Source organism: Candidatus Gastranaerophilales bacterium, assembly GCA_028696075.1.
GTDB lineage: Bacteria > Cyanobacteriota > Vampirovibrionia > Gastranaerophilales > JAILCC01 > JAQVHS01.
This window is the reverse complement of sequence record JAQVHS010000016.1, coordinates 18,259-31,826: the sequence shown is the minus strand read 5'-3', so window position 1 is coordinate 31,826 and position 13,568 is coordinate 18,259. Positions and strand designations below refer to the sequence as shown.

At 36.2% G+C, this 13,568-nt stretch carries 13 protein-coding genes and 1 tRNA gene; 6 read left to right on the top strand and 8 right to left on the bottom strand.

What is annotated here, in order from left to right:
• The first annotated feature begins 174 nt into the window (after positions 1 to 174).
• Positions 175 to 248: transfer RNA gene (locus PHX18_08770), tRNA-Arg, on the top strand.
• A gap of 267 nt (positions 249 to 515) precedes the next feature.
• On the opposite strand, the gene PHX18_08765 is transcribed toward PHX18_08770, so the two are convergent.
• The 4 genes from PHX18_08765 to ubiE all read right to left on the bottom strand — a co-directional run bounded on the left by PHX18_08765 (position 516) and on the right by ubiE (position 2,959).
• Entirely contained in the window at positions 516 to 1,082 is a 567-nt protein-coding gene (locus PHX18_08765) for a 6-carboxytetrahydropterin synthase (GenBank protein ID MDD3594701.1), read from the bottom strand.
• Between the two features lie 24 nt (positions 1,083 to 1,106).
• Positions 1,107 to 1,487, bottom strand: a complete 381-nt coding sequence (locus tag PHX18_08760) for a transcriptional repressor (protein ID MDD3594700.1) — start codon at positions 1,485 to 1,487, stop codon at positions 1,107 to 1,109.
• 270 nt (positions 1,488 to 1,757) lie between these two features.
• Positions 1,758 to 2,204, bottom strand: coding sequence for a hypothetical protein (locus tag PHX18_08755; GenBank protein MDD3594699.1), 447 nt, complete (start codon positions 2,202 to 2,204; stop codon positions 1,758 to 1,760).
• Between the two features lie 68 nt (positions 2,205 to 2,272).
• Positions 2,273 to 2,959, bottom strand: a complete 687-nt coding sequence (gene ubiE / locus PHX18_08750; protein ID MDD3594698.1) for a bifunctional demethylmenaquinone methyltransferase/2-methoxy-6-polyprenyl-1,4-benzoquinol methylase UbiE — start codon at positions 2,957 to 2,959, stop codon at positions 2,273 to 2,275.
• A gap of 298 nt (positions 2,960 to 3,257) precedes the next feature.
• On the opposite strand from ubiE, the gene PHX18_08745 reads away from it, so the two are divergent.
• Positions 3,258 to 3,629: a hypothetical protein gene (locus PHX18_08745; GenBank protein MDD3594697.1), complete on the top strand. Its 372-nt coding sequence runs from the start codon at positions 3,258 to 3,260 to the stop codon at positions 3,627 to 3,629.
• Entirely contained in the window at positions 3,589 to 3,918 is a 330-nt protein-coding gene (locus tag PHX18_08740; protein MDD3594696.1) for a hypothetical protein, read from the top strand. Before PHX18_08745 ends, PHX18_08740 begins: the two co-directional genes overlap by 41 nt.
• A gap of 2 nt (positions 3,919 to 3,920) precedes the next feature.
• Here PHX18_08740 and PHX18_08735 read toward each other — a convergent pair whose 3' ends face one another.
• Complete coding sequence (locus PHX18_08735) at positions 3,921 to 6,617, bottom strand: DEAD/DEAH box helicase family protein (protein ID MDD3594695.1); 2,697 nt, start codon at positions 6,615 to 6,617, stop codon at positions 3,921 to 3,923.
• Between the two features lie 71 nt (positions 6,618 to 6,688).
• Between PHX18_08735 and PHX18_08730 the strand changes: the two genes are divergently transcribed.
• Positions 6,689 to 7,444: a sulfite exporter TauE/SafE family protein gene (locus PHX18_08730; GenBank protein ID MDD3594694.1), complete on the top strand. Its 756-nt coding sequence runs from the start codon at positions 6,689 to 6,691 to the stop codon at positions 7,442 to 7,444.
• On the opposite strand, the gene amrS is transcribed toward PHX18_08730, so the two are convergent.
• Positions 7,445 to 8,446 carry an AmmeMemoRadiSam system radical SAM enzyme gene (gene amrS, locus PHX18_08725; protein MDD3594693.1) on the bottom strand — a complete coding sequence of 334 codons (1,002 nt, stop codon included), beginning with the start codon at positions 8,444 to 8,446 and terminating at the stop codon, positions 7,445 to 7,447.
• A gap of 22 nt (positions 8,447 to 8,468) precedes the next feature.
• On the opposite strand from amrS, the gene amrB reads away from it, so the two are divergent.
• A complete protein-coding gene (gene amrB / locus PHX18_08720) occupies positions 8,469 to 9,809 on the top strand; it encodes an AmmeMemoRadiSam system protein B (protein MDD3594692.1) in 1,341 nt (446 codons plus the stop codon).
• A gap of 84 nt (positions 9,810 to 9,893) precedes the next feature.
• The gene (locus tag PHX18_08715; GenBank protein MDD3594691.1) at positions 9,894 to 10,274 is read left to right on the top strand and encodes a hypothetical protein; all 381 of its coding nucleotides are present in this window, start codon (positions 9,894 to 9,896) and stop codon (positions 10,272 to 10,274) included.
• Positions 10,275 to 10,326: 52 nt separating this feature from the next.
• On the opposite strand, the gene PHX18_08710 is transcribed toward PHX18_08715, so the two are convergent.
• Together PHX18_08710 and PHX18_08705 are read right to left on the bottom strand one after the other, a co-directional pair.
• Positions 10,327 to 12,267, bottom strand: a complete 1,941-nt coding sequence (locus PHX18_08710; GenBank protein MDD3594690.1) for a 4-alpha-glucanotransferase — start codon at positions 12,265 to 12,267, stop codon at positions 10,327 to 10,329.
• A 182-nt stretch (positions 12,268 to 12,449) separates the two neighbouring features.
• The coding region (locus tag PHX18_08705; protein ID MDD3594689.1) for a GLUG motif-containing protein at positions 12,450 to 13,568 on the bottom strand (1,119 nt) is incomplete at its 5' end.

Here is a 13,568-nt window from a genome sequence, read left to right as displayed (position 1 = left end):
AGTTCAACGAAATATAGATACCGCTCTATCCAACTGAGGTGAAAGGATTGAAAAAACAATAATATGCGCCCGTAGCCCGGTTGGCTTGTTGTACCTTTTACGAAGTAAAAGTTCAACGAAATATAGATACCGCTCTATCCAACTGAGGCGAAAGGATTGAAAAAACAATAATATGCGCCCGTAGCCCAGTTGGATAGAGCGTTTGGCTACGAACCAAAAGGTCGGGAGTTCGAGTCTCTCCGGGCGCGTTTTATTTTTAAAGAATTATAAAATTAAATATCTTTAAACTTTATGTGTTTTTTTTAAAAGTTATCCTCTTCAGGATTGCTTTCCCTTGTTTTATTACTTAACAAGACTAAAAATAGCATTAATAAAAGTATCTAATTTGACTTTTTCATATTTTGGAAGTTATGAAAAAGTTGCAAGCAAGTTTGAATATTTATATTCAAAACAACAAACACCTTGCACATAATTGTGCAAGGTGTTTGTTTAATTTAAGCTCGAGTATAATTGAACTATTGTTTTTTATACCCACATTTTGGGCAAACATCGTTTTCATTTAGCGCGATACCACATAACGGACAGCGTTCAATTTTATTCTTAGTAACAAAATCTTCTGTTGCAGCGTTAACACCGCTTGTAAATGTTATTTTAGAAATATTCAATTTATCTTTCAATAATTCATATACGATTTTAATCATACCTTCAACAGTCATTGTTTCTTTTGTAACAACTAAACGACAATCAGGGTAAGCTGTTGCAAGCTCTGTTTTGAAAGCAGGACCTTTCATTTGATTCATCGGTGTACCATCTTTGATGCCTTGTTCTTCATAAACTTTAAGTATTGCCGGCAACAATGGGTCATCTTCTCTTAAAACTAATGCGTGGTCAAAATTCTTTAAAACTTCCCAAGCGGTTTTTTGAATTTCATTACAAGGAAAAACCATATTAACTCCCATATTGACAGAATCTTCAACTTCAATAGTTAATACGCCGGTATGTCCGTGTAAATATTGTGCTTCACCTTTAAATCCATAAAATCTGTGAGCGTATTGTAGGTCTAGTGTTGCGATACTTTTCATGATTTTTTCCTTTCATTTTTAAATCTATCTACATATTGGGCAAATGCCTTTGAACATAATATCGTGTCCCTTAAATTCGAATCCATGTGAATTTTGGATGGTTTTTTCTAAATCTTTAATATACTCCATATCAACATCAAAAATTTTTCCACATTTTAAACATCTTATATGGTAATGGTCAAAACATTTATAATCAAAACGGTCGGCACCTCCGGGAATTTCTATTTTTTTGATTTCTTTGCTCTTTGCTAATTCGTTTAAGTTTCTATAAACCGTGGCTCTACTAATATTGGGATAATTTTTGTTGATTACATCATAAACCTCATCAGCACTGACATGGCATTTCATATCATGTACCGTTTTAAGAACTAAAGATTTTTGAAATGTATTTCGTTTAACCGGCATACTAAAATATCCTTATTAGTAACCTATACTAATTAATAGTATATACTATTAATTAGTTTTGTCAATACTCTGAATTCAAATCTAAACAAATTTTAATAATTTTTTATAACTCAAACACCTGCCTTTCGTTTGAAACAGAGTGATGAATATGTCTGATGGCAGAGCTAAAAGGAAAATACACTTATTATTGATACGCAAATCGTTAAAATCCCGCTTACTTTTTCAGTTTTGTACGGACAGAGTTTATGTTACTGCTTAATTCAAGAACAATTACATACCGAAATAAGGATTTGTTGGATTACCTGAGATTTTTGAAGCAGAAAGAATTTCTCTTGCAATATCTCTTTCAGACATTTTTTTTACCATATCCAGCGGATAGGTGGCATCTCCATCACTTCCTATCAACCAATTACACCGTATGATTTTTAATCGGTTACTAAATACAGCTTGGGTAACTTTTATTTTATCACCTTTGCCAAAATCCGAAATGGTTCCGGTTTCTGCTTTAAGTGCAGGGTCTTTTACGTGTTTAATTATTTTGTTAATATCTTTGCCAAGTGCTTCTAATAACATTTTACCAAAATCTGTGATTTTAAGCCTAATACCGAATGAAACACTATCTTGAGAGCTGCGCATATTAACAAGGGGTTGGCTACTAATAGCCTTAATGTTACTGTTTTTAGCGGAACTTACAGGGCTTACCTTTTGAATAATCATAGTTACCTCTTTTATATTTAATTTTTATTATAAGTCATAAATATGAATTTTGCTATATCTTTTTTTGCTTAGACTTCGCCAATTTGCTGTGATATTGCCCCAAACAAAAAATTAACGCTTTTAACTTCTTTCAGTCCTAATTCTTCGAACATAGAAACGAGTTCTTTTGATGAGGGAAAACTTTTACTTGATTTTGCCAGATATTCATACGGGCTTGCATTTCCATGGAAAAATCTACCCAATGCAGGCATGATTTTGAAAAAATATATTTGATAAAAGAATTTCAAAAATCCCTGCGGTTTTCCGGTATCAAGATTGACAACAAAGCCGCCGTTTTTAGTAACGCGTTTCATTTCAAGCAGGGCTTGTTTATAATCAGGCAAATTCCTAAGTCCGAAGCTGATAAAACAAGCGTCAAATTCATTATCTTCAAACGGTAAAGCCATTGCATCAGCATTAAGGAATTCAATGTTTTTAAGGTTAGAGGCTTTTCGTTTTGCTATTGCAAGCATTGGTTCTGAAAAGTCTATGCCGGTTACTTTCCCGTTCTTGGTTATGTTTTTGGCAATATAAATTGCAACATCTCCTGTGCCTGTACAAATGTCTAAAACTTTAAAATCATCTTTCAACGGCACATTTTTAACAGCCTGTTTTTTTATGTTCAGGTGTAAACCTAAAGAAATGATGTTGTTTAACTTGTCGTAGTTTTTGGCAAGGTCGTTGAATATTCGGTTAATATTTGGTTTTGTCTGCATAGAAATCCTGAATAACTGATTATTAACTTATTATAGCAAATTAGAATAATATTTGTTTTTAAAAACGGCAAAAAAATTATGCCCGTATTTAATAGAGTATGTGAGAAAGGCTTAACATGAAAATTTTACATATTAACAGCTCAAACAAATGTGCAAAATCCAATGCACTTTATCGTGATAACAGTAGCTATGATTTTCGGTTAATCACACCTGTAGAATATTTTCTTGAAAAAAAGATTATGAAATGATGATGAAAATGGTAAATAATGTTAATTTTGAAGACCCGTTTTGAGATAATATGCAAACGCTTATTTCAAAGGTGAAGGACGACCATATAAAAAACCGGCTTAGAGCATATGCAAATATCCAAAGGGATACTTTTGAGAGTGTACAGGAAGAAATTGAAGAAGATATGCCATTGCTGAAACTGTCTAATTGTGAAGGTCCCTCCGTTTTAAAAGCAATGAAAGTAAATTTTAACACCTTAGATCCAAATAGTCTTGACGAAATAGGAAGTATGAAAGAAACGAAAGCTTTGATAAATGAATTTATTGTCCGGCCTTGGGATAAAAAATACAGGCAGGAAATAAAAGACGGTAATGTTGATATGCCTAACGGTTTTCTGATGCATGGACATCCCGGATGCGGCAAAACGTGCCGGCAGGTTTGACCAAAAAATCCTTGTTACATATCCCGGTGAAGAGGATAGAAAGGATATGATAACAAAACTTATAAAATTTAAAAAACCCGCACATAAGCTTTTGCCTGTTGTTGATAAAATTGTGAATATGACAGAAGGTTGTTCTTATGCCGATATTTCTTCTATGATTAATTCTGCTTGCAGAAGGGCTATTATTAATGATAAAAAATATGCAGCTTTTGAAGATATTAAAGTGTTATTTCAGGAAATGAAAACGCAGGACACCGCTAAACAACGAAAAATAGGAATTGGTATATAAGTTTATTGCCAGCGGTTTATTTTTTTACTTCTTGTTAAACTCGAGAATGAAGCTTTTCTGGCATGCAAAAGAGCCTGTCTGCCTTTAGTAGTCCTGGTATAGAATATTTTGCAATCACCTATGTATTTTTTCCATAAACCTTCAAAAACGTTAATATTTTCCCTTTTTTCTCCTATTAATTCAGGGATTGCCTGGAAATCGGTCTGTTTAAAAAAGCCGAATAAACGGTTTGTGCGCTCAAGGATATATCTCGGGCTTTCTATAGGGTCTAAAAACTCTATTATAGCTTGGATAAGCAGGTTGTTTTCTTCAACAGGCAACCCCGATGCATAAAAATACTGTCTTTTAGTTGAATCCGTGTCGCATTTTATTTTAACAAGTTTGAGGTTAGTTTTGATAAGATTTTGATAAGAAAGAGTTTCTAAAATAACAAAACCTATCTGTTTTAACAGTCTTTCAGGTGAACCAGTTCGTAAGACTGTTATTGTAGGCTTAAATATCATTGCTACGAAAATAACAGGTATTGCAAAGATTAATTTAGGGTAGTTTGCCACATAAGAATAAAGGATCCCAGAAACTATGCCCGCCAATACAAGAGCATTGAGGTATCCGCCGCTGTAACTAAGATTATCAAGTCTTTTCATTTTGGCATCAACTCCTACCCGCAAGGTTTGTGCAGGAGCATTGTATGGCGTCTGCAGGCATTCATTCCAGATTGCTTTGGTTAAGGCTCTGTCTTTTGCACGAATTTTCATAGATAAATTGATTGCTACAAAAGTGTCTTCATCATCCATTTTCTTTTTAGTCAGAAATAATCTTTCAATATCGCTTTGTATAACGTACGGCTTATAAAATGAAGGAGCTTCAAAACCGCTAAATCTTTTTTGTAATTGAGCTATATCATACAAGCTCCATCCCTCCAAAATATCTTTTGTGCAGCTTGAAAACAGCGTTCCTAACAATTCGCGAATGTTAGGTGTTCTTACCGAAGCCAAATGCCAAATATTAGCAACTTTGTCGGGGTTATTTTTATCTATTCTTATTGCTCTGCCCCTCATTTGATTAGAAAGCATGTAAGAACTAACGGTACTTGAAAGGATTAAAGTGTTTATACTCGGTGCATCCCAACCTTCTCCAAGCAGAGCTTGAGTTCCGACCAAGACAGTTATATGACCTTTGTTAAATAAATCCGTTATTAAATGTACTATTTGAGATTTGATACTTTTTTTGGGTGTTATCTGCAAATACTCCCCATCACGCTCAAAAGCTTTTATTGTTACGTTTTCTTTTGGGATATTGTTTTTCTCTAAGATTTTGTAAAAATCATTCTCGGTATTTTTAGGCAATAGAATAATTTTACCGCTTAGCACTCCAAGCGAAATCCTGCCTTTAAAATTATCTTTTAATGCACTCCAAATAGGTATAACTCCGAGTTGAGAACTCTCCTCTTCCTTGTATTTTATATAATCTGCGAGTATAACCATCCTCAATTTTTCTTGCAAAGCTCTTGATTCTAAATCTACAATTTCCAAAATAGAATCAATTTTACCGCTGCTGCTTGCAAGCTGCCGTTTTATTTTTGGGTTGTCATCCATATAAATTGTTTTATTTTGCAAAATCTTGCACTCACGTGCCTGTTTTGCCAAAGCATCCAATTGCTTCTCGATTTCTGCAAATTCTTCTCTGTGCTTTATAAGCAGTCCGCTTAAGAGAAGTTTCGCCTGCTTATTGTCAAACTTAGGCAATTCACTTTCTTTGGCATCAAAAATTTTCAAAAATGCTATCGGTATAGTTTTATTCTTTTCCTTTAAAAAAGATACAATAGATACATAAAACTCAGGGTCACTCAGAATTAAGTCGATATTAAAATCCGGTTCTTTGAGAAAAGACGATATTCTCAAGGAGTGGGCTAAATCGTCATTACTTAGTAAAGCTTCCATAAATTTAGAAATATTTTCAAGCTGTTGATTAATTTGAGTATTCTCGAAATCTCTTATTTTTGAAATATGCAAAAAGTCCTGATGAGGGCATAAATCACCGTTTTTAACCAATTCCGGAATAGAGATTATTTCATCAATAGGTCCGCACAATTCTTCATATCTTGACCATTCTTCATAATCTACATCATAAGGCGGGGTTGCCGTGAGCGAAATTGTTTGCTCGGGTTCAAGATATCCTACCAAATAATCCAGAGCCTTCCACCATTCTTTGCGTAAGTGGTGCGCTTCATCAAAGCAGCAAAGTTTTATATTGGCAGCTTTCATAGACGCTATAACTTTTTGTGCTTTGGTTTCCGATAATCTGCCGCAAACATCACGTGAACTTTCGGTATCAGCTTCTTCAACCTCTTCTTCCTCTTCATCTTCTTTACCGCAAAATGATGCCAGAAGCGCTTGGTAGGTTGAAATTGTAATAAATTTGGGTTCTCGTATATTGGTTGAAATTAATTCTTTTTCATCCCCGTTTAAAAAAGCGTCAACAATACGCCCTTTCCACTGGTTTTTAATTGTTATTGTAGGAACAAGGATTAAGACAGGATTGCTTATTCGGGCAATTATTTCTATGCCCAAAGTAGTCTTACCGGCACCCGGCGCAGCCACCACATGGAGCTTTTTATCGGATAAATGCAGGCTTAGATTATTCAATATCCGCTCTTGGTAATCTCGCCATTGTCCTTTGAATTCTAGTATCTTTTCCATTTTTGTATAATAACACGTTGCCGAAATATTGTGAATGATATAATTTAAGATATAGATTTAGGATGATATAAATGGAATATTTGGCAATATTGTTGGTTTGTACCTTTTCGGGAGTTTTGACAGGGCTTTTGGGGATAGGCGGCGGTCTTATTATAGTACCTTTTTTTATGAGCGTGTTGCCTTTGTTTGGTATTCATACTTTTAGCCTGCATCAAATCATAGGTATAAGTTCCACATGTGTTTTTATAAACAGCGCTGCAACTATTTTTTACAGACGTAATGAAAAGTTTATGCAAATGGATGTTCTTTGGAAGCTCTCTTTTGCTATTATTTTCGGTACTGTTTCAGGGGCATATCTTACTTCTTTTGCGCCTTCAAAGTTAATTTTTGGCATATATGTGGCGGTTTGTTTGGTGTCTTTATATCTTATGAACAGGGATGTTTTCTTTAATATACAAAATTCTCGTTTGAGATTTCTTTTGTATCCTCTTTTTGCCGCTATAGGAGCTATAAGTTCTTCTATAGGGATAGGCGGTGCAATTTTATTTGCAACGGCTTTGAAATGCTTTATAGATAGTGACACAAAAGCGCTTTTGCCATCAATTACTTTTTTGGTTACGGTTCATGCTTTTTTTGCATTTTCGTCAAAACTTGTGCTTGGAGAAGTTGTTTTATTTATAATACCTATAGCTATAGTTGCCAGTCTTGTAGGGTCTAAAATAGGCATATTTTTATCTAAAAAAGCAAGCAGCGGGCTTATTAACAAAATGATGAGCGCGGTATTGATATTCGGGCTTTTGAGAATAGGGGCGGAGTTTTTCAGATAATCAGCTAAAGACTCCGTCGCATTTTGTCGAACAGTAGATACACTTGCCGTTTTCTAAATGATATTGGAGTATTCTGTATCCATCGCGGACTATTACGGGTTTTTGACAATTTTTGCAGTAGGTTGTGGAAGTTTCCACATTCAAAATATTTCCTGTATAAACATAGTCTAACCCTGTTTCTTTAGCTATTGAATAAGCCTTTAAAAGAGTATTTACGGAGGTGGGTTTTTTATCCATAAATTTGTAAGCAGGGTGAAATGCGCTAAAATGCAAAGGAACATCTTTGCCTAAGTTATCTGTTATCCATTGGCATTCCTGCTGCAGTTCTTCCTCGGCGTCATTTTCACCTTCTATTAACAGGGTTGTAAGTTCTATGTGGCAATCAGTTTCGTTTTTTAAATACTTTATTGTATTTAATACAGGTTCCAAAGAAGCGAGGCAGTTTTTTCGGTAAAATCTTTCGCTAAACCCTTTTAAATCAATATTTGCTGCATCCATATAAGAGAAAAATTCTTCTGCGGGTTTTGGATTAATGAAGCCTGAAGTTACGGCAACGGTTTTTATCCCGCTTTCCCTCGCTATTTTAGCGGTATCAATTGCATATTCAAAGAATATAATAGGGTCATTGTATGTAAAAGCAATGCTTTTGCAGTTATATTTCAAAGCCGTTTTTACTATGTCTTTAGGGGATGCATTATTTAAAAGTCCGGCTTCCGATTTATTTTTGCTGCTTGTCCAGTTTTGGCAAAATTGGCAGCCCATATTGCAGCCAAGTGTTCCGAAAGATAAAACTGACGAGCCGGGATAAAAATGATAAAGCGGTTTTTTCTCTATGGGGTCAATGGCAAGTCCTGTATTATATCCGTAAGTTGTCAGAACAATATTTCCGCCGATATTTTTTCTTACATGGCAAAATCCTTCCTGCCCCTCTTTTAGGTTACATTCTCTGGGGCAGATGGTGCATTTTACTTTATTATCCTTAAGGGTATTTTGATATTTCATAAATTGCATTATAATACTTTTTATGAATAAAATAAAAGCCCCGTCTGTAGCAGGAACTTTTTATAAGGCTAACCCCGATGATTTACTCTTGCAAATTGACGGATTTGAACAAAACTCTAAAAATAATTATGAATACAAGTCCAGGGCGGTTATTGTACCGCATGCCGGGCTTGTATACTCGGGGCAGCTCGCTTATAACGGGTTAAAATCCCTGCGGTCGGATTTAAAGACTCTATTTATCTTTGCACCTGCTCACAGGGTTGGTTTTAAAGGGCTTGCGCTTACAAGCTATGATTTTTGGAACACACCGTTAGGCGATGTCCAAATAAATAAAAAATTAAATGCTGAGCTGGAAAACATTTTTGGTGCGTATGTATATGATGCAGCGATGGCACAGGAACATTCTGTTGAAATCCAGCTTCCTCTTTTGCAAACGTTATTTCCTGATATAACAATCGTTCCTGTTTTAGTCGGTAATGAAAATTTTGATAAAATTTCAGAAATTATTAATTTTTATTACCCTAACGAAGAAAACGGGTTTATAATTTCATCGGATTTAAGCCATTTTTTAAATGATTCAGATGCGCTTAAGCTCGATAACCTTACCGCAACTATGATTGAGTCCAAAGATTTTACAGGTTTTGAGGCTCAGCAGGCATGCGGGTGTATCGGTATTTTAGGTTTAGTTGGCTTTGCCAAAGAGAAGAATTACTCTTTAATAAGAATAGGTATGATAAACTCTTCTGCGGTAACGGATGACAAAACAAGTGTGGTTGGCTATGGCAGCTGGTTTTTGTATGAAGGAGAGAAAAACAGGTTTTTAAAAGAATATTATTCAAGTTTGGTTATAGATATTTGTAAAAACAGCATTAAATCGAAATTCACATCGTCTTCAATGAGCATGGATATTCCTGCTATTTTTGATGAGAAGGGTGCAAGTTTCGTTACCCTTGAAAAAAATAATCATTTAAGAGGCTGCATAGGTTCAATTATAGCCCACCGTTCCTTACTTGATGATTTAGCTGAGAATGCTAGGAGTTCGGCATTTTCAGACCCTCGTTTTGCTCCCGTTCAAAGGGAAGAGCTGGAAGATTTATCAATAGCGGTATCTTTGCTGTCTATCCCTGAAAGAATGAATTTTAAGGGCGAAGAAGATTTATTAAATAAAATAACCCCTTTTATAGACGGCTTAATTATAAAAGACGGAAATTATCAGGCGGTTTATTTACCGTCAGTGTGGGAGCAGCTGCCTGATAAGCGTGAATTTTTAATGTCATTGAAGATTAAAGCCGGTCTAAGACCTGATCATTTTTCCAATAATTTTCAGGCTTACAGCTTTAGAAGCGAGTATATTAAAGAATAACCATCTTTATTAGCCGTATCAGCTAGTTGCGGTTTGCGGCGGGATTGCTATAGTAAAGTGGTGAAAATTTTAAAGGAGTTTTTTATGAAAAAGCATATTTTAGCTGCAGCTTTTACTGCGGTAGTGTTAAGTACGTCAACTGCATTTGCGGATGCAAATATTACCGATGCACAAAGTCAATTAAAAATGGCTGAACATACTGTAACACAGGACATGAAACAATTCACCAAAGAAACCAAAGAAGAGTTAAAAAAAGGCGCTGAGGCTACCAAAGAAGGTGCAGAAAAAGGTTATGACGCAACAAAAAGTACTATAGAAAAAGGCTATGACGCAACCAAAAAAGGCGTTAAAAAAGGTACAGAAGCTACCAAAGAAGGCGCAGAAAAAGGTTATGACGCGACCAAAAAAGGTATCGACAAGGGTGTTGACGCAACAAAAAAACAACTGGATAAATTAAAAAAATAACCAGTTAACTATAACTATAAACGCAGATTTATGTGAAATCTGCGTTTATTTTTTAATTTGATTTTTCCTTTAATACTTTTGCAAAACGGTCCAAAGTGTCTAAAAGAGGCTTTGTTTCGTTATTCAACTTATCCCTTAAATTATTCGCCATATCCGGGTGCATAGCTACTTCCATCTGTTTTTTTGCCCTCACTGCAGTAGCTAAAATTTCAGGCATATTAAGCGTGAGATTTTTGGGGTTTTCTGCTTCGAGCATTTTATGGTAAGTATCTTCAAAGTTATTGTTTAAGCGCAATCTCCAGTTAGAAGGCTTCTTTTGCCCGCCATGGTTATAAACTTTGTCAATACCGAAGAAGTCGGCAAAACTTATTTGAATATTCTTTGTACCTCTAAACAGTTCAGTGAATTTTGCTTTTATTTGCTCGAGCGGGTTATTTGCGATTTTTGCTCTGAAATTGTTTTTGCCTTCACTATTAGCAGGGTCGGGGTTTAGATATCCCGAAAGGTAATCAATATTCCATCCGTCGTTGTCCCTGTTCATTCTTATAGCGGGCGCAGAATCATGTGAGCCTAACAGGCTCCAGTTCATCCGCGATCTGCCTTCCACACGGCTCCATTCCGTTTGGGTTATTTCGGGCAGTTTCAATTTGTTATAGTAAGTATCGCTAAAAACAGGGGTTGGGCTGCATAAGGCTTCCCAAACAGCCTCATCCTTATCCGCGCCGTATTTTTTAAATGCAGGCAGTACAATTTTTTCCAAAACTTTTCTGAAATTACCTTGCGGGTCAACCTCGGGCAGATTGGAAACATTGTTTGCAACAAGTTTCTTTCTGTCTATTACTCCGTCATTGCTTACAATGCTTCCGGGCTTGTAAATATACGGGTCTGCTAAGCCCAGCGCATGGTCTACCCTTACATTATTATAATTTTTCAAAGAGTAAGCTATTTTGTCTTCTAAAAGTTGTCCCGCTATACCTAAACCACCGTCTTCATCAAATAATTTTTTCGGGTCAAGTGTGGGGATTGCCCATGTTTGTGGTCCGTTGCCTTTGCCTCCGTAGGGGCAGCCTAATTCCCAACCTTCTAAAAACGCGTCTTTATTTGCCCAGACATCAGAGTGCGAAAATCCCACCAAAATATCCCCGATATAATTAAATCCTATTTCTTTTCTGTGGTTTGAGTTTTCTTTTAACTGTTTATCCGCTACAAACTGTATGAAATTATTTAACTCTATTTTTTCTCTATAGAAGCTTTTAACGATGTTATAACGCTCAATTGCATCAGGATTTCCGTTTTTTAACTCTGTTATTAAATTCTTATCTTCTTCATTTCCCCAGTAATTGAAATTATCTGTCTTATAAAGAGAAGACAATGCTTTGTAAACACCATCGTATTCAAGCCAGCTGCTTTCATTTTGTTTAAAAGCTTCGAATTGCTGGTTTAGCTGCAGCGCTTTTTTATCTTTAGATTTTACTTTTTTAACAAATTCACTATAAGCTGCTGTCATTACTTTTTCATAAGTGTTGAACGCTTTATCAAAATTTGTATAGCTGTAGTTTTTACCGGAGGGGCTTGATTTTGCTTTTTTTACAGCTTTATTAATAATCGTTGGGGATAGAATTTGAGCGTATTCTTTTTTTGTAAGTTCGTTCAAATCAATAAAGAGTCCATTTTTGGCAAAGACCTTACCTGAATAAGGGGATGGGTCTTGTTTTGATATTTCTCCGCCCGGTCCCAGTTGTATTGCATTGAAACCATGAAGTTGCAAGAAATCTACGAATTTGTTTGCTCCCTGACCGTATGGAGAGCCGACATCGGCATCATTTCCCACAGCAGGAAAACTTGTGCCGTGAATAATCATAGCAAGGTTTTTGATGTCAAGATACTCCAGTGCGCTGTTTAATGCTTCGGTGTATTGTGGTTTTTCTTGGGGAGTAAGTTTGCGTTCAAAACTGGGATTAAAACTAACGTAGGATAATGCAGAAATTCTCATACAGGCATTAAATGATATCAAGAAAAAATTTGCCACTTTTGGTAACAAAGTTTTACAATTTGTTACCACCGGTAAGTTATCAGCTAAGAAGCTGATAGGGGGTGAAGAGCTTAAGAGTTTGAGGCAATCCATTGAGAAGAGGCTAAGTGGCTGGGAAGTTGCCCAGCTGAACTTATTAAGCCCTATTGTCCGCCAACTCCTTTTAACTTAGGATATTGTCCTTGAACCAATGACCATATAGTAGTATCCCAACCTGAAAAAGTCGCCGGAGTCTTCATATCCGCCGTGTTTTTGCCTTTACCGCCGTCGCTTGTAGCCTGTCCGCTGGTTTGCTTATCCCAATAGCTGTTTGTAATAGTTCCACCATAGTTCCACCCAACCAGTCCACCCAGGCCATGACATTTATCTCCACGACTTACTTTAGCAGTTGCGTAGCTGTTTGTAATGGTTCCATCAGAGTTCAACCCAACCAGTCCGCCTCCCCAGCTACAAACACTAAGGACAGTATTCCCCGAGTAACTGTTTGCAATATCTACACTTCCCGTTGCGTAGCTGTTTGTAATGGTTCCGTTATCATTTCTTCCGACTAATCCACCAGGAGAAATCGGTCCTCCTACATTAACTGCTGCATAGCTGTTGGTGATTGCTCCACTATTACAAGCAACCAATCCGCCCGCAGAATAAAAAACTAACAAACCTGCTCTTACACTTCCTGTAACGTAACAATTTGTTATGGTTCCACTATTAAATGATACCAACCCGCCTGCGTCGAGTGCATAAATATCAATATTGGTAACTCCAAGGTTATTAATATTGGAACCACTTGACATACTAGAGAATAAACCTTGGGATAAACCTTGGATACCAGTGGGACGATTAATCCTTAGATTTGATATTATTTTGTCATTACCTTCAAATACTCCAGAAAAAATACCTATCGGTATCCAACCTTCTGCGGTTTTATGAGTAGCGGGCAAAGTCTGGTCTGTTTTAAGGTCAATATTATTCATCAAACAATACCTTCCGCTTAAAGGATATTTAGCATCTCTGCCGATTTTTGCCAAATCACCCGCGTTATATAATTTAATCATGTCATCTGTGCATTTTGTGGATACGCAAGCTTGCTGCTGTGAATCCCAAACCTCATTAATACCGCAAAAAGCTGAACAGCTGCAGTCAGAGTTAGTGGTTTGACTCCCGTCTGTTGCACAGCTGTTTGCAGGGCATACGCATTCCGTTTTCTCTTCATTGTGAACTTTTGGCGGAGTACATGCCTCACATGTACAAGTACTGCTGTTAAA